At 53.0% G+C, this 20,663-nt stretch carries 14 protein-coding genes and 1 pseudogene; 4 read left to right on the forward strand and 11 right to left on the reverse strand.

The window, feature by feature from the left end:
• Positions 1–47 precede the first annotated feature (47 nt).
• From SIB80_RS01685 to SIB80_RS01715, 7 genes are all read right to left on the reverse strand, one after another.
• Positions 48–1,418, reverse strand: coding sequence for a TRAP transporter large permease (locus SIB80_RS01685; RefSeq protein WP_169190000.1), 1,371 nt, complete (start codon positions 1,416–1,418; stop codon positions 48–50).
• A complete protein-coding gene (locus SIB80_RS01690; protein WP_063420689.1) occupies positions 1,411–1,980 on the reverse strand; it encodes a TRAP transporter small permease subunit in 570 nt (189 codons plus the stop codon). The genes SIB80_RS01685 and SIB80_RS01690 overlap by 8 nt, the downstream gene beginning before the upstream one ends.
• Positions 1,980–3,104: a TRAP transporter substrate-binding protein gene (locus SIB80_RS01695; RefSeq protein ID WP_063420688.1), complete on the reverse strand. Its 1,125-nt coding sequence runs from the start codon at positions 3,102–3,104 to the stop codon at positions 1,980–1,982. The genes SIB80_RS01690 and SIB80_RS01695 overlap by 1 nt, the downstream gene beginning before the upstream one ends.
• A gap of 824 nt (positions 3,105–3,928) precedes the next feature.
• Positions 3,929–4,405 (reverse strand): MEKHLA domain-containing protein, encoded by a 477-nt coding sequence (locus tag SIB80_RS01700; RefSeq protein WP_063420687.1) that lies wholly within the window; start codon positions 4,403–4,405, stop codon positions 3,929–3,931.
• Positions 4,398–5,294: an SWIM zinc finger family protein gene (locus SIB80_RS01705; protein ID WP_063420686.1), complete on the reverse strand. Its 897-nt coding sequence runs from the start codon at positions 5,292–5,294 to the stop codon at positions 4,398–4,400. The genes SIB80_RS01700 and SIB80_RS01705 overlap by 8 nt, the downstream gene beginning before the upstream one ends.
• A 15-nt stretch (positions 5,295–5,309) precedes the next feature.
• On the reverse strand, positions 5,310–8,513 hold the full coding sequence (locus SIB80_RS01710) for a DEAD/DEAH box helicase (protein WP_063420685.1): 3,204 nt from the start codon (positions 8,511–8,513) through the stop codon (positions 5,310–5,312).
• 192 nt (positions 8,514–8,705) lie between these two features.
• Positions 8,706–8,867: a hypothetical protein gene (locus SIB80_RS01715; protein ID WP_236066180.1), complete on the reverse strand. Its 162-nt coding sequence runs from the start codon at positions 8,865–8,867 to the stop codon at positions 8,706–8,708.
• A 35-nt stretch (positions 8,868–8,902) separates the two neighbouring features.
• On the opposite strand from SIB80_RS01715, the gene alaS reads away from it, so the two are divergent.
• Positions 8,903–11,581 carry an alanine--tRNA ligase gene (alaS, locus tag SIB80_RS01720; RefSeq protein ID WP_063420684.1) on the forward strand — a complete coding sequence of 893 codons (2,679 nt, stop codon included), beginning with the start codon at positions 8,903–8,905 and terminating at the stop codon, positions 11,579–11,581.
• A gap of 376 nt (positions 11,582–11,957) precedes the next feature.
• Here the strand turns inward: alaS and SIB80_RS01725 are convergent, their stop codons facing one another.
• Positions 11,958–12,524, reverse strand: coding sequence for a cyclic nucleotide-binding domain-containing protein (locus SIB80_RS01725; protein WP_063420683.1), 567 nt, complete (start codon positions 12,522–12,524; stop codon positions 11,958–11,960).
• A gap of 209 nt (positions 12,525–12,733) precedes the next feature.
• Between SIB80_RS01725 and SIB80_RS01730 the strand changes: the two genes are divergently transcribed.
• On the forward strand, positions 12,734–12,934 hold the full coding sequence (locus SIB80_RS01730; protein WP_063420682.1) for a hypothetical protein: 201 nt from the start codon (positions 12,734–12,736) through the stop codon (positions 12,932–12,934).
• Between the two features lie 240 nt (positions 12,935–13,174).
• Positions 13,175–13,870 carry a Crp/Fnr family transcriptional regulator gene (locus SIB80_RS01735; RefSeq protein ID WP_063420681.1) on the forward strand — a complete coding sequence of 232 codons (696 nt, stop codon included), beginning with the start codon at positions 13,175–13,177 and terminating at the stop codon, positions 13,868–13,870.
• Between the two features lie 177 nt (positions 13,871–14,047).
• Here the strand turns inward: SIB80_RS01735 and speA are convergent, their stop codons facing one another.
• Together speA and SIB80_RS01745 are read right to left on the reverse strand one after the other, a co-directional pair.
• On the reverse strand, positions 14,048–15,994 hold the full coding sequence (gene speA / locus SIB80_RS01740) for a biosynthetic arginine decarboxylase (protein WP_063420680.1): 1,947 nt from the start codon (positions 15,992–15,994) through the stop codon (positions 14,048–14,050).
• A 242-nt stretch (positions 15,995–16,236) separates the two neighbouring features.
• The gene (locus tag SIB80_RS01745) at positions 16,237–17,856 is read right to left on the reverse strand and encodes a ShlB/FhaC/HecB family hemolysin secretion/activation protein (protein ID WP_169189999.1); all 1,620 of its coding nucleotides are present in this window, start codon (positions 17,854–17,856) and stop codon (positions 16,237–16,239) included.
• A 376-nt stretch (positions 17,857–18,232) separates the two neighbouring features.
• Here SIB80_RS01745 and SIB80_RS01750 point away from each other — a divergent pair.
• Positions 18,233–20,020, forward strand: a pseudogene (locus tag SIB80_RS01750) (autotransporter-associated beta strand repeat-containing protein); the annotation flags it as partial.
• 66 nt (positions 20,021–20,086) lie between these two features.
• Here the strand turns inward: SIB80_RS01750 and SIB80_RS01755 are convergent.
• Complete coding sequence (locus tag SIB80_RS01755; RefSeq protein WP_413681533.1) at positions 20,087–20,653, reverse strand: DUF6470 family protein; 567 nt, start codon at positions 20,651–20,653, stop codon at positions 20,087–20,089.
• Positions 20,654–20,663 lie beyond the last annotated feature (10 nt).

The raw sequence follows: 20,663 nt of genomic DNA on the forward strand, positions 1-20,663 counted from the left end.
CCAATGCCAAAACTCTACGGAGGGTGTTCGGAGAACTGTGCTTTCTTTCAGGAGGCGGCAAGGTTGGGCAGCCAATCCACTAGGGGTGGGGCTGCAATGATCAGCACCAAGACAGCGATTTGCAGGCCCACGAAGGGCAGTGCACCCTTATAGATTTCTTGTGTGGTAATGGTTTTAGGGGCTACTCCGCGTAGATAAAAGAGTGCGAAGCCGAAAGGTGGAGTGAGGAAGGAGGTTTGCAAATTGGCGCCGATGACCACACCTAGCCAGATCAAGGCCTCGGGTCCAAGGATTTGGCGAGCTGCGGGCAGTAAGAGCGGTACGGCAATAAAGGCGATTTCAAAGAAGTCGATGAAAAAGCCGAGGCCGAAGATCGTGAGCATGCTCACGGCCATAAAACCAACCTTGCCGCCGGGCAGGTTCAGCAAAAGATCGGCAATGAGTTGATCGCCGCCTACTCCGCGAAAGACAAGGCTAAAAGCTGTTGAGCCCAGTAAAATCGCCATCACCATGGCGGTGGTTCGTAGGGTTTCATCGCATACTTTTGAGAGGCTGCTGCGGCTGAACCCTCCATTGAGCGCTGCTAGGGCCATGGCGCCAGTGGCACCAAGAACACCAGCTTCGGTGGGTGTTGCGATTCCAAAGAAGATGCTGCCTAGCACCAAGAGGATCAGGCCTAGGGGCGGGATGATCACACGCAGCAGTTGGCCAGGTTGCATGGGGATCAGGTCTGCTGGATTCAGTTGGGGGGCGAGATGAGGTTTGAGGTGGCTGATCACGAGCACATAAGTGGCAAATGCACCAGCCATGAGCACCCCTGGAATCAGTGAGCCGAGGAACAGATCTCCTACTGAGACACCCAACTGGTCGCCGAGAACCACCAAGACAATGCTGGGTGGGATGATCTGGCCAAGGGTGCCTGAGGCAGCAATGACCCCCGTGGCAAGTGAGCGGTCGTAGCCCGCTCTCAGCATGGCCGGTAGAGAGATCAGCCCCATAGTGGTGACTGTCGCTGCTACGACTCCGGTGGTGGCAGCGAGCAGTGAGCCGACTAGCACGACCGCCAGGGCTAGGCCACCGCGCAGTTTGCCGAGTAGACGTCCCATGCTCTCGAGCAGTCGCTCTGCAATACCTGATGTCTCGAGCATGGCGCCCATGAACACAAACGCCGGAATGGCCAACAAGGTGAAGTTGGCCATGATCCCCAGGATTCGCTGCGGCAGAGCGGTAACGAACAGTGGATCGATCACACCAAGAGCCATGCCCAGCAACGCGAAGATCACGGCAATGCCACCGAGGCAAAAGGCCACTGGATAGCCGCTCAATAGAGCGAAGACCAGGGCTATAAACATCCCAGGCCCAAGTGTGGTGGCGGGATCGAAACTGATCACATGGTCGAGTAGTTCAATCTCAATCAAGGCGATCTCCGCCCTGTTCCGCTTCAGGGTTGAATGGCATCAATGTTTGGGCTTTTAGCTTTGCCCAGGCTCGAATGGCTTCGGCGACGCCTTGTAGGGCCAAGAGTAGGAAGCCCAAGGGGATGAGGGATTTAACCCAGTAGCGCGGCAGGCCGTTGGGGTCGGGTGAGGCTTCGCTGATCCTCCAAGACTGCAGGGCGGGTTCGAGCGAGATCAGCATTACTCCCAGGGCAAATGGCAACAGGAAGACCAGGGTGCCAAGCAGCTCCATACGTGTTTGGTGCTTTTCTCCCCAGCGGCTTTGAAGTACATCAACCCGCACATGCCCATGGCGTTGGAGGGTCCAGCCCAGTCCCAGTAGGAACACCAGATCAAAGAGGTACCACTGCCCTTCGATGAGACCGTTGGAGCTGAGATTGTGGCCGATAGACACACCCAGATAGCGCCCCACAACGTTCCAGAGCCCTAATCCCAACATCATCAACACCGACCAGCGCGCAATGACTGCAAAGGCCTTGTTTAAGGCGTCAAGGCGTTCTGCTAGGTCTAGCCAGCGTCTCATCAAGTTCCTTGCAGCTGGTCGTAACTGAAGCGAGCGAATGAGAACTCATTGACGTTGTTCCAGGCGTAAACCTCTTTGCGGAAGCCTTGCCATTGCTGAAGCAGGCTGCGGAAGCTGGCATCTTTCGCGGCGGTATCGCTATAGAGCTGGAAGGCTGCTTCCTGGGCAGCTTTAAGGATGCTTTGGTCATAGGGAACCAGCTCGGTGTTGCCCTTTAAAAGCCTTTGCAGAGCAGCCCCGTTGAGGTTGTCGTATCGGCTGAGCATGGTGAGGTTGGCTTCGTAACAGGCGGTGTTGAACATCGCTTGATATTCGCTCGGCAGCTTGCTCCAGGCTTGTTGGTTGACCAGAGCGGCAAGGGTGGGGCCGGGTTCCCACCAACCTGGGTAGTAGTAGAAGCGTGCGGCTTTGGCTAGGCCAAGCTTTTCGTCATCGTATGGGCCGGTCCATTCAGCGGCGTCGATCGCGCCACGCTCTAGAGCCAGGTAGATCTCTCCACCAGGCAAAACCTGGACGTTCACACCCAGCTGGGCAAGCACCTTGCCGCCCAGGCCAGGGATACGCATTTTGAGTCCCTGTAGAGAACTGAGGCCCTCGAGTTTGCGCTTGAACCATCCGCCCATTTGTGCACCGGTGTTGCCAGCGGGGAAGCTGATCACTCCGAAATCGGCATAGAGGTTGTTGATGGCGTCGTTACCGCCTGCTTCGTAGAGCCAAGCGTTCTGTTGTTGTGCAGTAAGGCCAAACGGTACGGAAGTGCCGAAGGCAAAGCCGGGATTTTTGCCAATGTAGTAGTAACTGGCGGTATGACCGCACTCGACGGAGCCCGCCTGAACCGCATCAAGGACTTCTAGGCCTGGTACGAGCTCGCCGGCCGCATAGGGCTTGATTTGGAAGTTGCCTCCGCTTAGTTCATTCACCCTTCTGCTGATTGTTTCGGCCCCGCCGTAAATCGTGTCTAGTGAGGGGGGCCAGCTGGTGGCCATTCGCCAGCGGATCTTGGGCTGGCTGCTGTTACTGCCGCTTTCTTCCTCTCTACGGATTGTGCAGGCACTGAGAATGCCTGCGCCGACGGCTGCTGAGACAGCCGTAGCACCAGACCCGAGTAGTTTTCGACGTTGCATACAGTTCTCTGGGTCGCTGCGATTTTACGGCGCCTCTACAAGTTCAGAGCAACGATGTCAGTTGAAGAATGAAGCTTGGAGTTGCTTTTCGGGCTAGGGCTGGTCTCAAAGAGTACGCCTCCACAACATTGAGCCATGCTTAAAGGGTCTTGTTGGTATCTCACGTCGTTCTTCAGCTGAACCGTGTTGGCGATGTGATGCTTGGTTTTTGGCGACGCTGATCTCGAGAATCGCACTGCGCTAGGCCACTTTTGTCTGTTCGCGCTCTCGCCCTTAGGGCCAGTGGCAGTGATGATGCAAGACCCCATAGCAGAATGTTTTGAGCCGTTCATGGCTCAAAATTTTGACAGCAGGATCAGAGACTCTTTGTTGTTATTGGTCAGCGAAGTGTTTTTATCTTTGTTGCGCCCTTAAGCATTGAATATCAGGGTCAGTTTGGTAGTTTCTTAAACTCATGGCGGCTTGGCCTAAATCCGACCGGTTAACTGAAATTGTGTAACTTTCATTTCTGTTTGCACAATTTCAGTTGTGGTAATGGGCTGGGATGTGTCGAGTGGTTGTTTCAGGCGTTTGAATAACGCAAAGGAAGATTGGTTTTTGATCAGAATTCTTGGACTCTCAAAATAGAAAATATTCAAGGCTTAAGTGATTAAGGCAAAGTTAATATGCGTATTTTGCCTAAATTTCATGTATCAAATTTCATGCATCAAAATTCATGTATCAAAAAAATGGACTATGCCTATCGGCTGATGATCCCCTTAATTTTTTGCATGAACTTGGTTGCAAGGAGGCGTCAATTTTATTGTTAATGGACTGGTGTGCACTCATAACCAATACCAGCTGCCGATTGCAGCAGCTTGGCCGATGCGTAGACCTTCTTGATTCCATAGGGTCCATATGCGTGCGTTCTTGATTAGAAACCTTCGCCCTTCATGGTTAATACGGATCCCTTGATAGTCCTTGATTGCATCCTGTTGGAGCGCTTTGTCTAAGGCATTGGCGCGTGCATCTTGTTCGCTGGTTGGTGCTGTCAAGCGGGAAGGCATGCCGACCATCTCTGCCCAGCGCCGTCCCCACAGCTGAAGTGCTGCAGCATTGGCATAGCTAAGATTGGGATCGTGCCCGTCACTATGGGCTAGTACGGGCTGTCTTAATGCAAACAGTTCCTGGCTGGCAAGACGTTGTGAAGGCTGCCGTCGCTCACATGCCAGAAGTGGGTGATTGAAAGCTTGTTGGTGAGAGATTAGAAGCAGGTTCACCAGCTCCTGCTTCTCCGAAGATAGCCAGGGGACTTCAGCCACCGGTCGCCATCGCTTGCAGCATGGCTTGCTGGGATAGGGCTTGTCCCTGCTCCCTGAGATGATTCAGAAAAGTCTGACGGGCTTTTGGGAAGCGGGGTTCTTCGGCCAGGGGCAGATCACCTGCTGCATCGAGCCCTGTGTCGCCTTCCATGGCTGGAGTAATCACCACCAGATCGGCATCGAGGCTGGAGTCGTAGCGCCACCATAAGCTCGGGTCCACAACGGCCGGATGGGGTGGTATAGGCAGGTCGTCGCTGCTGGATGGCTCAGTAGGAACCTCATTCTTTTCGGCCGCAGTTGCTGCCAGTTTTGCGAGTGCATCGCGCCGTTGTTCGGCTAGATCCGCAAGCAATTTGTTGCGGGTGCGACCGCGTAGCTGAAACAGTACAAAGGGATCTTCGCTGAAGCGATCCCCCATCAGGAAATAGATGGCGCTGATGTGTTTGCAGGGATTGGCTTTATCTGGGCAGCTGCATTCACTGCGGACTTCCTGCAGCTTGAAGGGAAAAAGACGTCGACCACTGGCTGCAAATGCCCGCTCGATGTCTGCCGGCATGATCCCTGCTAGCAACTGGGCAGACCAGCGTGCTTTCTGGGTAAGGGCTTCCAGGACATACCCCCAGTCTTCGTCGTTGAGGACATCAAGCCAGAGTTTCACCTTGTAGGGGTCTTCACCGGTGCCCTGGACGCGGGCGTGTACTCGGCGACCCTCGAAGCGTATTGAGGTGACATTGCCTTCTCTGGCGTAGGTCCAGGCACGCTCAAGTCGCTTTTTGAAGCGATAGGAATTAATCAATTCCATCCATTGCTCCACCCACCAAGGCTGTTGCCCTAGCCCCTCTTCACCTAGGGCGGTTGTGATGCTGGTGTTGTTGGTGCTGCTTGTCATGACGTCATCTTTGAATCAGCTGCCTTCTAGGGCCACTAGTTCGCGCAATTGACTGACGCCTAAGCCACCTAACCAGTCTTCTCCAGAGCCAATGATGTCTTCGGCAAGTCGAGATTTTTCACGAATCATGCGATCAATTTTCTCTTCAACTGAGCCGCTGGTGATGAATTTGTGCACCATCACCCGATTGGTTTGCCCGATCCTGTAAGCGCGATCAGTGGCCTGGTTTTCTACGGCAGGATTCCACCAGCGATCAACATGAAACACATGGCTGGCTCGCGTCAGGTTGAGGCCTACACCACCGGCTTTGAGTGACAGCAGGAACAGTTGGGGTCCACGTGGATCCTCCTGGAAGCGATCAACCATGGCCTGACGTTCAGTTTTGCTTGTGCTGCCGTGCAGGAAGGGAACTTCAAAGCGCCAGCGTTGTTGCAGGTAGGCCTTAAGGAGATGACCCCATTCTGCGAATTGGGTGAATAACAGAGCGCGATCTCCTGCCTCGATTACTTCTTCGAGAATTTCTTCCAAACGCAGCAGCTTGGCGGAACGGTCCATGAACCCTTTGGCAACGGTTTGTTCTTTGAGGGCTAGGGCGGGATGGTTGCAGATTTGCTTCAGTCGGGTAAGTAATCCGAGCACCTTGCCATGACGTTGACCCCTGGGTGCGCGGGCAATGGCCTCCAGTGTTTCATCCACTGTGTTGCGATAGAGGGCTGCCTGTTCTTTGCTCAGCCCCACCCATTCGCTCAGCTCTACTTTTTCGGGTAGGTCGGAGATGATTGCCTTGTCGGTTTTTAGTCGTCTCAGGATGAAGGGACCAACACGGCCCTTGAGGTCTCGCAGGGAAGACATGTCGCCATAGCGCTCAATTGGCAGCCGGTAGCGCTGGCGGAAGAAGTCTTCTTCACCGAGAACCCTTGGGTTAAGGAAGTCCATCAGTGCCCAAAGTTCACTGACTCGGTTTTCTACGGGTGTGCCGGTAAGAGCAATCCTGAAGCGATTGTTTTTGTCTGGGCGACCCATATCGCGTGCTGCTTGGCTCTGTTTGGCGTTGGGGTTCTTAATGGCTTGGGCTTCATCGATGACCACGCCTTGCCAGTCGACCGTTTCCAGGAGCTCACTATCTCGTTGCAGGAGCCCATAACTGGTGAGAACGAGGTCTAAGCCTTTGAGTGCTTTCTTTAAGGCGGCGGGGGTAGAGGGCCGACGCGGCCCATAGTGTTCGCGGACATTTAACTCTGGTGTGAAGGCCAATGCCTCTCTCTTCCAGTTGGTGAGTACGGACGTGGGAGCGATAAGCAATACCGGCCGTTTGAGTTCCTGTTCCGCCTTGAGGTGTTGCAGGAATGCCAGTAGCTGGATCGTTTTGCCAAGGCCCATGTCGTCGGCTAGGCATGCCCCTTGATCGAAGCGATGCAGGAAGGCCAGCCAACCCAGACCTCTTTCCTGATAAGGCCTGAGCTGACCGCAGAAGCCTTCGGGAGCAGGTAGGGGGTCTGGTGCTTTTTGCTGGTGGTACTGCTCCAACACCGCCTGTAGTCGTGGACCGGCCTCAAAGCGGTGAACGGGCAGTCTCATCAGCGTGTCGCCATCGGTTGCGGTAAGGCGCAAGGCATCGTCGAGGCTGATGCCTGGATTGACGCTGCAGAAGTGTTCTGCATGTTTGAGATCGTTGGGGCGTAATTCGATCCAGGCGCCCTTGTGGTTGACAAGCGGGCTGCGCTTGCTTGCTAGTCGCTCCAGTTCGCGAAGCGTCAGGGTGACGCCACCGATCATGAGCTCCCAACTCCAGTCGAGGGTTTCGCCCAAAGTGAAACCTCTAGATCTCTCCGATAGCTCCGCCTTGATCGCTAGGCCTAGGCGACTGGCCAGCCCTCCCGAGAGGCTGGCAGGCAATTCCACGCCAACGCCAACATCACGCAGTTGGGCCGCTGCAGTGCGCACCAATACAAAGGCTTCAGCAGGGGTGAGCTGCATTGCTTCTGGTGTGGCGCTGTCGAGGCCTCGTTCGATCGGTGCAAACACCGTGAGGGCTCGCCCCATGCCTTCCAGTAGCACCTCGCCTGGATGTTCCACACGGATTTCGCCTAGTTGCAGCACCTTGGGACCAGCTGCCCAGGCTGCTGCGGCCGGTACTTTGATCGTGGGATCAGCCTCAGCCTGTAAGGAGAAGCGCAGCTCCCAGAGGTCTTCCCCTTCTCCTGGAGTGAAGAGTTCTAAGCAGGCCCTGGCTGGTGCGACGTTGCCAGCCACGCCTTCACGCCAATGGTTGCTTGCTGTAGCTAGACGTTCGGCTTCCTCATCGGGGAGGTTGATCACGCCGCTGTCCGACCCCAGTGCTTCCTGCCAGGCTGTGAGCAATGGGTCTAGGCCTTGCTCACTCGCTTCAAATCCGGTGCGCAGTTGGGCATCCAAGAGTTCTTCCAGCAAGCTGGCTACGCGAAGGCGACCGCTGCGGGGTCGGCATGAAGCCACAGGGTTAGCGGCTCGCATCGCCTCTGGTCTTAGGCGGGTCATTCGGTTGCTACGCCTTCCGGTGGGCTCCCGCCAGGGGAGGGCGCAGGTGGCCACTAAGGGAAGCTGAGCGGCAAGGTCTTCGAGGCGGCGGCGATCATCTTCACGGTTGAGTAGCGGTGTCCAGCGTGCTCGGTGGGGATAGCCCTCTCCCTTGCTGAGTTCCACCTGGGGTAGCCAACGTCCGCGAGCAATCATGCTCAGGGCCCAGCGCTGTAGATGGCTCCACCAGCGCAATTCATCGGCCAGATCAGGATGATTTCCTGAAAGAGGCAGTTTCGAAAGCCAGGCCGTTGCGGCAGCAGGTTCCACTGCCAGGCCTTGCACCTGCCAGGGCCACCATTCCGTTTGCTTGGGAATGGGTTCGCCTGCTTGTAAGGGCAGTCCTGTCCAACTTGTTTTGTTGTCTTTGGCTTCGTCGGATTCAGTGGATACGTTCTTGGTTTTGTTGCGCGGTTTGACTGTTCGGCTAGGCAGGGTCAGACATGCTGTGGCGTCGATGATTTCATCAGGCAGTAGATCGCGCTCAATGAGCCAGGCACGTAGATCGTCTGGGCTGAGGGTGAAGGGGTGGAGTGCGGGAGTTGCTGCTGGTCCTGCTGGGGTAGCGACTCGCCAGGTATCTGCCCACACAAGGAGCGCAGGGCGACCGGAGCTGGTCGGAGTACGGATGGCTGGAAGCCAGGTGGCGTGCAGCAGGCTCATGGCCGCGACGCAAAAAGTATGTGTTGGGTTTCTTGGAGCAGGAGTGCACTGCCGATCAACGGCAACCATCCACGCAGGAGTTCCACAACCAATCATGCCAGGGCGCCGGTCCCCTAGCTATGGCCAGCTGCTTTCGAGGGGGTGCGGCTGTGGATTGCGCAAGCTAAAGCTGCCATAGAGCAAGCCCAAGCCTTAGGAGCGCAAGTCCATTGCCAGTTTGAAGGGCAGGTTTAACAGGGCTGCATGCATGCCTGAAGTTGGCATTGCCCAAGCGAATGCAAATACATCTGGGCCCCAACCATTGGGTTGGTTGCGGTGGCGGGCAACGTCATAGGGAGGTCCAAAGGCGATCATGGCTGGTGGATCCTTGTTCCACGTCCGAATTCTTCATGGCCGTTGCAAGATCATTGCGTTCTGGTGATTCGCGACCTCGCACTGGGTCAGAAATCCGCACTGCTTTTCTGACATTTTTTGCTGAGCGTGCGCATCAGGTGATTCCTAGTGCTTCGTTGGTTCCTGAAGACCCCACGGTGCTACTAACCATTGCTGGCATGCTGCCGTTTAAGCCCGTTTTCATGGGTCAGGCTGAACGCCCTGCGCCGCGGGCCACCAGTAGCCAGAAATGTATTCGCACGAATGACATCGAGAACGTGGGTCGCACAGCGCGGCATCACACGTTTTTTGAGATGCTTGGCAACTTCTCTTTTGGCGATTACTTCAAGCAACAAGCGATTGAGTGGGCCTGGGAGCTCACGACAGAGGTGTTTGGACTTGATCCGAAGAATTTGGTGGTGAGCGTCTTTCGTGAGGACGATGAGGCTGAGACCATCTGGCGAGATGTGGTGGGGGTGAATCCCAAGCGCATCATTCGTATGGATGAGGCTGATAATTTTTGGGCTTCAGGGCCGACTGGCCCCTGTGGACCTTGTTCGGAGATCTATTACGACTTCAAGCCGGATCTGGGCAACGACGACATTGATCTGGAAGACGACGGTCGTTTTGTTGAGTTCTACAACCTGGTTTTTATGCAATACAACCGAGATGGGGAGGGCAATCTCACCCCACTCGCGAACCGCAATATTGATACCGGCATGGGCTTGGAGCGGATGGCTCAGATTTTGCAGGGCGTCCCTAATAACTATGAAACTGACATTATTTACCCATTGATCGAGACGGCTGCTGGGCTCGCGGGTCTCGATTATCAAAAGCTTGATGAGAAGGGGAAGACCAGCTTCAAGGTGATCGGCGATCACTGCCGCGCGATTACGCATTTGATCTGTGATGGGGTTACTGCTAGCAACCTTGGTCGCGGCTACATCATGCGGCGTTTGCTTCGCAGGGTGGTGCGTCATGGGCGACTGGTCGGGATCGAGAAGCCTTTCTTGCAGGCCATGGGGGAAGCGGCGATTGCCTTAATGGTGGAGGCTTACCCCCAGCTTGAGGAGCGCCGAAAGCTGATTCTGGCGGAACTCAATCGCGAGGAGGCCCGCTTCTTGGAAACGTTGGAGCGTGGTGAGAAGGTGCTGGCTGATGTGCTGGTTGCTAATCCCCAGATGATTTCAGGGGGCCAGGCCTTTGAGTTGTACGACACCTATGGCTTTCCTTTGGAACTCACCCAGGAGATTGCTGAAGAGCATGGTTTGACTGTGGATCTCCAAGGATTTGAGCAAGCGATGGATCAGCAACGTCAGCGGGCCAAGGCCGCTGCAGTGAGCATTGATCTCACGCTGCAAGGGGCTATCGAGCAAATGGCAGCTGAGTTGGAGGCCACTCGCTTCAAGGGTTATGAGGTCTTGGAGCAGCCTTGCTGTGTCTTGGCCCTAGTCGTGAATGGGGAGTCGGCCGAACGAGCCAGCGCTGGTGACAGTGTGCAGATCGTGCTCGATACCACGCCCTTCTACGGTGAAAGTGGCGGCCAGGTGGGTGATCACGGTGTGCTTTCGGGTGAAGGCTCCGGCGGCAATGGTGTGATCGTGACTGTTGACGATGTGAGTCGTCATCGCAACGTATTTGTGCATTTTGGTCGTATTGAGCGCGGCACGTTGGCTCTGGGCGACTTGGTTAACGCTCAGGTGGATCGGGCCTGTCGTCGCCGTGCCCAGGCCAATCACACTGCAACTCACCTCTTGCAGGCGGCGCTCAAGCAGGTCGTTGATTCGGGGATCGCTCAGGCAGGTTCTCTGGTGGACTTCGATCGCTTGCGCTTCGACTTCCACTGTTCGCGAGCTGTTACGGCCAAGGAACTCGAGCAGATTGAGGCTTTGATTAACGGTTGGATCATGGAATCTCATGATCTGAATGTGGAGGAGATGTCGATCCAAGAGGCCAAGGCTGCCGGCGCTGTAGCGATGTTCGGAGAGAAGTACGCCGATGTGGTGCGCGTGGTGGATGTGCCAGGTGTGTCGATGGAACTTTGCGGCGGAACCCATGTGGCCAATACAGCTGAGATCGGCTTGTTCAAGATCGTTGCTGAGAGCAGTGTTGCTGCAGGAATTCGGCGGATTGAGGCGGTGGCTGGTCCGGCGGTGCTGGCGTATCTCAATGAGCGCGATGAGGTGGTGAAGAAACTTTTGGAGCGCTTGAAGGTGCAGCCCAGCGAAATCGTCGAACGGGTGACATCGCTGCAGGAGGAGCTGAAGAGCAGCCAAAAAGCGTTGACTGCAGCACGGGCTGAATTAGCGGTCGCGAAGTCAGCGGCCTTGGCAACCCAGGCAGTAGCTGTTGGTGAATATCAGTTGTTGGTGGCGCGTCTTGATGGTGTGGAGGGTGCGGGCTTACAAAACGCAGCTCAGGGTTTATTGGATCAATTGGGGGATGGTGCTGCTGTTGTGTTGGGAGGTTTGCCTGATCCGAGCGACGAAGGCAAGGTGATTTTGGTAGCGGCCTTTGGCAAGCAGGTGATCGCTCAGGGTCAGCAAGCGGGCAAGTTCATTGGCTCGATCGCTAAGCTTTGCGGCGGCGGCGGCGGCGGTCGCCCCAATCTGGCTCAGGCGGGCGGACGCGATGGTGCGGCTTTGGATGGAGCATTGGAAGCGGCAAAGGTTGAGCTGAAGCAAGCCTTGGGCTGAGCTTTTTATTGAAGGGTAACGGCTTCTCTACGCTTTTTATTGTTGAGCCGTAAGTCATCACCTAATCTTGAATTAGTATGCATATAGAGGAAATAAAAGAGATCCGATCTGACTTAGGGCTGGATTTTAGAAATAAGACTGATGGCTTGAGAATAGCCACCTGTCTTATTTCTGGAGATTTCTGCATGCTATTTGGAAGAAGAAGGTATTTTTTTATAAAAAAAAATACCTTGCGACTGAAATCGTTTATATTGTGAGTCGAAGGCTAGGTGCCGAGATCAACTTGTTAAATTTCGGAGTGCCTCTGTGGAGGCAATTTTTTACATGGAATTCAACATAAGCAAAGTCTTATTTTCTCATTGACTGATTGCACAAGTCATTTATTTTTCTTGTCGAGCTTCTTGAGTTGTTGGGCAGTTTGCGAAATATAGTGGTTCAGACTTGTTAATTCTGTGAGCATTTTGTCCAATAAGACATCATCTCCTTTGTATGCTGCGTTAATGGAATCAAGTAGCAATGTGATTCCTTTGTTGGCATTGCAGGCTCGCTCACTAACCAGAGAAAGGAGCTCGATCAGTAGATCTGAGTCGTAGATTAGTGCTTTGAGTAGATCGTCACCGCAGATTTGGAGCAGTTCGGCTGGACCATCGACAACTCGTACGTCATTGGAGTGGATGCCACCGCCAAATAGTCCCATTTCTCCCAAAATTGCTTCGGCTTCAACTACCGTCAATGTGTGCGGTGACTGACCTTGGTGTTGGATCTGAATCGCTACCTTTCCCTGAGTCAGCAGAAGCAGGTGTTTGGCTGGTGCGTTTTGCTTGAGCAGGAGCTCTCCTTGCTGGGCATGCACGGTTGTGGGCTGGAGTTCATTGGTGTGGATCGCAAGCAGTAACTTCAGTCGCTCGTGGACTCGCTGAAGTTGAGGTTCTTGTCCCCACATGGCTGCCGTGGATGGCTTTCATTATTTTGGTATGACTGGCAACAACTTGCAGATCCAATGCAATCCGTTGCTTTATGGGGGAAGACTTTTTTAAATAAAATAGTGATATTGGTGTCTGGACATCTCTTTGCAAGATAATTGCTTTTGGACCAACTATTGAGATTAAGTCTTAATTTGCCTTGCAATCAATTTTGCGTGGCAATAAAATTATGTTTCCATTGGCCACCGGATGTGGTGTGGCCCACGCAGATGTTGTGCAGCATCGACAAATGCCAGTCCAAGAAGCTCTATGTCTCCGGGATAGAGCAAGCCAATGCCGCCAATCACCACTCCAAGTCTTAAGACAGCCGCTTGGTGCTTGGTGCTTGGCCAACTTGCCCTTTGCCGCCATCCATGCTCAAGGCCGCTAGTAACGATGGTGATCCCATTTATTCCTAACAGCCAGCTCGTGTTGCATTAGGCAGAAACAGCTTTGTTTTGAGATCGACTGTTGTCATGAGGAATAGTTCATGCTTAGTGTGTGGTGGAGATCGATTAATGCGCCTATAATTGATTGTTAATTGAAGAGCAATTTCGAGGTTGTATTTTTCTTGCAAGTTGGCTTGATGGGAATTATTGTATTACCATTTAATAACTAAAAAATAATTGAAATGGCCGTTTTTACTGTCGAGCAATTGCAGGCTTTGCAATTGTTTTCGGCTTTAACAGCTGAAGAGTGTGGGCAACTATTGGACCGCCATCTTGAGTCCAGTCATGCAGCTGAACAGGTTTTTGTGATGGAGCAAGACTGGGGTGAGTCGGTCTTCCTGTTGTGCTCAGGCATGGCCAAAGTTCGTAGTTATACGGCTGATGGCGATGAAGTTGTGATTTCAGTGTTGGGGGAGGGGGATCTGTTTGGTGAGATGGCTGCTCTTGATGCAGCACCTAGGACTGCTGATGTTGTGGCCTTAACGCCAGTGAAGCTTTTGAAGATGAGGGCGTCGCCTTTTGTGGCTTTGCTGCGCAAGGAAGTGGGCTTTGCGCTTGCCCTTGCTCAGCTTGAGGCCTCTCGCTTGCGGGATCTCAATCAGCGTTTCGCAATCCAGTCAAGTGATGCGACCACGCGCTTACTCAATGCATTGGCTTACTTAGCTCGCAAGAGTTCTTCCGCCGCTGATCCCAAAGTTGCGATTCCACCTCTAGCCCAAAGGGAGTTGGGTCTCATTGCAGGTTTGTCCCGGGAGACTGCCTCTCGGACATTGAGCAAGCTGCGGAGTCGTGGAACTCTGGAGGAGATCGAAGGTTGCCTTCGTTTGCTGGATCTGCAGCCGCTGATCAAACGAGGACTGTTGCCGCTTGGCTCTTAGAGCTTCTGAGCACAGTTCCGGGTTGAATTGACTGGCCAGAAGAGTCTTGACTTAGGTGTTTTTGGGAAGCGTTCAGAAAAAGCAGTTGCTGATCTCCAGGGATGCGACTTTTCAGTGCTCAATGAGTTGTTGTGATCAAAGTTTCTCATGCCTCCCATATAGGAATGATTGCCAGCTCTAGCCTTGAAGGTACGTAGTCTGACGCAGGCTCGTTTCTAGATGGTCCATCAGTCGACGCACATCGTTGATCGTTAGCTCGCCTCGCTGAATTGCAAGTTCACTAGCCAAGCGAAGTCGTTCTAGCAGGAGCTCAGGGTTGTGCTCCATTGCTTCGAGCACCTCGGAATTGGTGTTGCCTCGCACCACGTGGTCTATTTGGTAGCCACCACCGGTTGTTAGCCGGATGTGCACGGCATTGGTACTGCCGAAGAGGTTGTGCAGATTGCCCATTACTTCCTGGTAAGCCCCGCCGAGAAACATGCCAATCATGTAATCCTCATTTTGGCGCAGGTTGTGAAGCTCCAGCAGAGTTTTGGTTTGCCCATGCCCGATAAAGTTGTCCAGTTTTCCGTCGGAGTCGCATGTGAGGTCAGCGAAGTGACCTAGCTGAGTTGGTTCTTCATTCAAGCGATGAATCGGCATAAGCGGGAAGAGTTGTTTGATGGCCCAGGTGTCTGGGGCTGAACGAAATATTGAAAGGTTGGCGTAGTAGGTGCCAGCGAGAACAGCTCTTAAACCTTGTAGGTCGTCGGGGATGGTTTCGTTCCGAGGCAATTGGCTCATAATTGCTTCGGCGCAAGCCCATGTGAGTTGTTCCGCGAGAGCCCGTTCTGGCAGACTGATGTAACCCAGGCGGAAGGCTGCGAGAGCATCATCTTTGAATTTCACCGCGTCGTTCCATGCTTCCTGTAGGCGCGATATCTCAGATACACCATCCTTCTGAGTTGCCATAAGTGCTGCGAGTGTCTCCCTAAGGTTGTGAATGGTGAGGGGTTCCTGTCCTGTTTGATTGGGCACAGCTCCTGGCACAGTTCCTGTGCCCAGTACATCGAAAACGAGTATTGAGAAATGACTAGCGATCGCGCGTCCGCTTTCGCTCACAAGGATAGGCAAAGTGATGCCACGGGGTTCACAGCATTCGCGCACCGTTGCGACCACATCATTGGCGTAGTTCTGTAGGGAGTAGTTGGTCGATGCTGCGCTAGCGCTGCGGCTGCCGTCGTAGTCGACACCCAGACCACCCCCAACATCTAAATACCCCATGGGGGCTCCCATCTTCGTCAGCTCTACGTAAATTTGCCCTGCCTCTTGAAGCGCGTCTTTTAGTACGGCGATGTCGTTGATTTGGCTGCCGATGTGGAAGTGCAGTAGGCGCAAATCGCTGAGTAGATCAGCTTGTCTTAAGGCTTCCACCGTGGCTAGCAGATCCGGGAATGAGAGACCGAACTTGGCTTTCTCGCCCACTGAGCTACCCCAGTGGCCCGTACTGCGTGTCGTTAGCTTTGCTCGTACACCGATGAAGGGTGCTGCGCCAAGTTCTTGGCTGCAGCGGATGATCCGTTCCACCTCATCTGGTTGTTCAATCACTACCACAGGTTGGCGACCAAGCCTGCGGGCCAGGATCGCGGTTTCGATGTAGCGCTGATCTTTGTAGCCGTTACAGATCAGTAGTGCCTCTGGGTCGTTGACCAGTGAAAGAGCAATCAGCAGCTCAGCCTTGCTGCCAGCCTCTAGGCCAAAGTGCCAGTGGCGACCACTTTCCACTAGTTGCTCTACGACGTGGCGCTGTTGGTTGCATTTCACTGGGAATACGCCTTGATATCGACTGCCGTATCCGTATTTGGCAATGGCCTGTTCGAAGGCGCTGTGCAGCTTCTCTAGCCTGTCTTCGAGGATGTCATCAAAGCGGATCAGCAGAGGCAAGTTGAGGTTGCGGCTTTTGAGCTCCTCTACTAGTTCCACGAGATCAAGGCAGCTGCCTTGATCGCCGCGGGGCTGGACCTGCACGTGGCCGTTGGCGTTGGCTGAGAAGTAAGGCTCCCCCCAGTGATCTAGGCCATAGAGGGCTGCACTATCGGCAATGGTCCATGACTGGTTGCCCTGGATGGGGTCGGCTGCCGACATAACGCACGCAGACGGATCGCTGAGAGAATGACAAGGAAATCTAGGTGTGCTTTGGCATTCGATTCTTCTAGCCATCGGAATATTCTGTGTTTTATCATTTTGTTTTAGTGATTTGTTTGGAATTGCTTTGTTAAGAGCTGAGATTACTTGTTCCCTTTATCAAGAGTTGCGATGAATGAGTGTGTTCATGTTTGGATCTCTTTTAGGCATTCAGGCTAATCTGCAGGTTTGTTGCTTAGCATTCAAAAGTGATATTTTAGGTTTGCATAGAGTCCGTTGCCGACGACCCAGTCTTGCCACAAACCTGGGTTATCATTTGTCTCAAAGGAATCAACCCATCCCAATTCCATCGACCAGGCACCATTGATATAACGGCCAAGAATGCCAGCAGAACCTACGGTATCTTCAATAATTAATTCGGAAAAATCAGTGTGGACTCCACCAATCCCGAAGAACGGAACAATTTGGAATGCTTGATTATTTTTTAGCCATGGTGTTACCACTAATTCACTTTTTGCCAGCCAACCGCTATCTCCACTGATCAGGGTGCCTGGTAATCCAATTAAACCAAGATCGCTGCCGATGCTGAAGCCCATATCGCTAGGAAGTTTGTTGAAGGCCCATTGATATGCTCCTCGCAGATTCAAGCTTACGTTGGGCTTGATTCTCCAAGTGAGGTTGGCAAGGCCCCCGATGGCTTTCGCTTCACCCGAATCGATACCGTACCAAGCAAGTTCTTTGAGTTGGCTCTCCGTGCTGAACCCTGCTATGCCCTGAAGGCCATAGATGTTACCTCCCCAGGCCAGTGAGTTGGTGTTACCACCAAAGTTAATGCCGGCTTTTAAATATCCACTGCGAAGCCAGCCATCCAGGCCACCTCCTAGTACCAGGGGGGCGCTGTAACCAGCTAGGTAGGCATCGTTGCGACTGCTGCTAATGCTCGCAAAGGCGCTCCAAAATTGATTTGATGATTGGTGCAATGTCTTTTCTATTTGTGCCATTCCCTGGAATTGGCGGAAGCTAATTTCATGGCCTACGTCTTGTGCTTCCACCATCCAGCGGCGGCTCCAGCCCATGGATCCTGTTAGTAGCCAGCTTTCGGATAGCGGCCAGCTATAGCTTATGGAAGTAATGGCTGCACCGAGTTCTGGATCGGCATCTCCATTGAGTTCTAGATATGCCAAAAATGTGTCGTTGCGCTTCAGCAGGCTGTTCTTCACCACCGTTGCCACACTGCGATAGGCCCCTGTACCAGCGTTGCCGTCGTTGCGGATGCTTGCCTCCCCCATCCAGGGGCTGGGAGTTACATCGATTGTCAGGTTCAGCACGGCTTGGGTGGCATCGCTGCCGAGGCGGCCAAGATTCCCGCTGATTTGTCCGACTCCAGGGATGGTTCGGACATTTACCAAAGCTTTCTCAAGGCTGGGTAAATGCAGCACGCTGTTGATCAGTGAGTTCAGTCGCTGCTTGATTTCTTGTTGTAGGCCTAAGTCAGTGCTTTTGATGCGCAATTCGGCGATTCTGCCCTCAACGACTTCCAGTGCTCCTGGACTTGGTTCAGTAAGGGTGAAGACTCGACTGTTCACATAGCCATCGCGTACTAGTCGGGCGGTGAGGGTGGCAGCACAAGTTGTCAGGGTGCTGGCCACGGTTGGTCTTCCGCAGGATCCTAGGATTTGTGTAAGTTGTTCAGGGCTATACGGGGTTGTGCCTTTTATAGGAGGTTGCCAGTTAGAGACTGGGATTCCAAGAGGTTTGCTAGGGGGTTCTTTGGGGTCGTTTTCGAGTGGTTGCTGTTTTTCTTGCAGGATTATCGGCTGACTCGGCTGGGGTCGTGATTCCAAGGGGGTACGATCCGGCATCCGTACTGGCCCAGGCTGTATAGGCGGCGCTACAAGTTGTGCTATTAGAAGGAATATGGTTTTATGATTAAGTTGAAGTCAGTTAATTATGCAGGCAGGCCATGCTAAGCACAACCCAATATTAATTATAAAATAATAGCATGAATCAAGAGTCTTTGGCGTATGCTTGTCTTGCTTATGCAATTAAGCGATTAGATTCACTATTGGTCAAGTTAGCAAGATCACAGCAAATATTGACTCCGGTCACAGTTGATCAAGGTTTTTATTGAGAGGATATGTGTTAGAAGCTCGCAAACTTCCTGTAATGTCACCTACCGCTAGACGGGTTTCACTGACCTTGGCGCTAGCGCTAGGTGCTTCGACCTGGCTTGGTTCTATGGGGCGTGCTGAAGTGCGTTCTGGTGGCTTGGGTACCCGTGTGAATGGGAATCTTGAAGGGGGCTGTAGGCGCGGAATCTGTCGCATCACTGGTGGCAGCGATGGCGGCAAGAATCGCTTTCTTAAATTTAGTGCTTTTGACACTCGTGGTGCGATTGAGGGAGTGAATTTCGATACGGGTGGCAAGCGCAATTTGGTTGTGGGTGTGACTGCTCCTGCTGGAACTTTTCTCGACAAGGTACTGAGTTTGTCGGCACCAGCCAACCTTTTCTGGCTGTCACCAGGTGGCATTCATCTTGGCTCAGGGGTTGGCTTTGTGAATGTTCAGCAGCTCAAGTTAAGTACGGCGAGTGCACTGCGTTTCCCTAACGGTGTTTTCGATGTGTTTGGCAGTAGATCGCATCAGTTGGCTGCTTTGACGTCTGATCCTTTGCCAGGATCACAGGGATTCTTAGACAACCCTTCTCGGGGTGCAGAGCTTGGTCTTATCTCTACTCCAAGGATTCTGCTTGAAGGCATAGATATTTCGATTGATCAGAGCCTGTTGGTTGATGCACCTGGTGGCACCGTCGAGGTAGTTAACAGCCGTCTATCGGCGAGTTCAGCGAATAGCAGTGGCGGCAGTCTCACGCTGACCGGTGATCAAGTAAGGGTTGATGGTGGCTCTCAGCTTTTGGCTACTGGTGCCACTGGCGGTGGATTAATTCAAGTGGGAGGTAGTTGGCAAAATAGTGATGTAAGTGTTCGCCAGGCGGTCAACACCACAGTTGAAGCTGGCGCATTGCTTGATGCTTCAGCCACTTGGGATGGTGATGGGGGCACAATTGTTGCTTGGAGTGACATTTATAACCCAGATGGCCTTACTCAGGTTGCCGGAAGTTTCATTAGTCGCGGAGGAAGTCTTCAAGGTAATGGGGGGTGGATTGAGACATCTGGTGCTCTTTTAGATACTGATAAGGTTGTTATTGATGTTGGCAGTTTTAATGGTGAGCAAGGAAAATGGCTGTTAGACCCTTTTACTTATAGCATTGATGGCTCTAGCCAGAGCGCGATTCAAAATGCTTTAATTACTGGTACTAATGTAACAATTAGTACCAGTATAAATGATAATACTTATGTCGACGCTGCGGATATTGGATTCGTAAATGCGCCTGATGGCGACATTAATGTGCAAGTTAGCTTGGATTGGTCGGGCGGTACTGGAAAGCTTCAGCTGAATGCTGGTGATAATGTCAATATTGATAATGGCGTAACAGTTACTACAGGTTCAGGAGGATTAGGGATTATTGCTGCAACCTTCACTGGTGCAGGTAATGTTTCAGTTGCTTCTGGTGGCACATTCGAAGTAAATCAAACCGGAACTTCTACATACAGCGGTAATATTTTTGGTGCTGGGAATTTTACCAAGTCTGGCACAGGAGAATTAATTCTGAGTGGTGCAAATACATATACAGGTAATACGACTGTGTCAGCAGGCGTGCTGGGGGTTGGCAGTACAAATGCTTTTGGCAGGTCTACATCGATTAATCTTGGCTCTAGTACAAATGCTGCTACTCTCAGATTTCTTGTGGATATTCCACGTGATCCTAGCGCGCCTACTACGACATTAAGTTTGGGAATAAAGGGCGGAACTTTCAATGTAGATAATGGGGTTACAGTATTCACTGACAGCGTTAATATTCAGGGTGGAACTTCTACTAACGGTCTGACTAAGACTGGTGCTGGAGAATTAATCCTGGAGGGTGTTAATAGTTATTTAGGACCTACAAATGTTACTGATGGCAGATTGGTAGTTAATTCTGCTTTCCCTACTGTTGCTACTTGTTCTGCTAGTGGCGCCAGCTCTATTTGTTCAGTTGGTGGCGGTGGCGGTGGCGGTGGCGGTGGCGGTGGCGGTGGCGGTAATCCTCCCGTTAATAACCCTGTAGCGAATCCAGTCAATAACCCTGTAGCGAATCCAGTCAATAACCCTGTGGCGAATCCAGTCAATAACCCTGTAGCGAATCCAGAAGATAACCCTGTAGCGAATCCAGAAGATAACCCTGCAGTTTTCAACCCCGGAGGTTTCGATTCTGGAGTGTTCAATCCTGGAATTTTCAACCCTGGAGTTCTCAACCCGGGCGAGAGCTCCGTTGCTTTCAACCCCGCCGTAAGTTCTGGAGGTTTTGACGCTGGCCCCGGAGGTTTTGACGCTGGCCCTGGTAGCGAATTTGCGGTAGGTCCTGATGGCGAGTTTGGCGGGCGAGGTCCTGAGGGTGAGTTTGGCGGGCGAGGTCCTGAGGGTGAGTTTGGCGGGCGAGGTCCTGAGGGTGAGTTTGGCGGGCGAGGTCCTGAGGGTGAGTTTGGCGGGCGAGGTCCTGAGGGTGAGTTTGGCGGTGCAGGAGCTGCTTCTGGAGAGTTTGCGCCGGACGCCCTGCAAGGTCCTAGCA

Source organism: Prochlorococcus sp. MIT 1327, assembly GCF_047304785.1.
Lineage (GTDB): Bacteria > Cyanobacteriota > Cyanobacteriia > PCC-6307 > Cyanobiaceae > Prochlorococcus > Prochlorococcus marinus_D.

What these genes read in the sequence shown, in the direction of transcription:
- SIB80_RS01690 (WP_063420689.1), bottom strand. Translation starts at nt 1,980, where the DNA reads ATGAGACGCTGGCTAGACCTAGCAGAACGCCTTGACGCCTTAAACAAG.
- SIB80_RS01695 (WP_063420688.1), bottom strand. Translation starts at nt 3,104, where the DNA reads ATGCAACGTCGAAAACTACTCGGGTCTGGTGCTACGGCTGTCTCAGCA.
- SIB80_RS01705 (WP_063420686.1), bottom strand. Translation starts at nt 5,294, where the DNA reads ATGACAAGCAGCACCAACAACACCAGCATCACAACCGCCCTAGGTGAA.
- SIB80_RS01710 (WP_063420685.1), bottom strand. Translation starts at nt 8,513, where the DNA reads ATGAGCCTGCTGCACGCCACCTGGCTTCCAGCCATCCGTACTCCGACC.
- SIB80_RS01715 (WP_236066180.1), bottom strand. Translation starts at nt 8,867, where the DNA reads ATGATCGCCTTTGGACCTCCCTATGACGTTGCCCGCCACCGCAACCAA.
- alaS (WP_063420684.1), top strand. Translation starts at nt 8,903, where the DNA reads ATGGCCGTTGCAAGATCATTGCGTTCTGGTGATTCGCGACCTCGCACT.
- SIB80_RS01725 (WP_063420683.1), bottom strand. Translation starts at nt 12,524, where the DNA reads ATGTGGGGACAAGAACCTCAACTTCAGCGAGTCCACGAGCGACTGAAG.
- SIB80_RS01730 (WP_063420682.1), top strand. Translation starts at nt 12,734, where the DNA reads ATGTTTCCATTGGCCACCGGATGTGGTGTGGCCCACGCAGATGTTGTG.
- SIB80_RS01735 (WP_063420681.1), top strand. Translation starts at nt 13,175, where the DNA reads ATGGCCGTTTTTACTGTCGAGCAATTGCAGGCTTTGCAATTGTTTTCG.
- speA (WP_063420680.1), bottom strand. Translation starts at nt 15,994, where the DNA reads ATGTCGGCAGCCGACCCCATCCAGGGCAACCAGTCATGGACCATTGCC.
- SIB80_RS01745 (WP_169189999.1), bottom strand. Translation starts at nt 17,856, where the DNA reads ATGCCGGATCGTACCCCCTTGGAATCACGACCCCAGCCGAGTCAGCCG.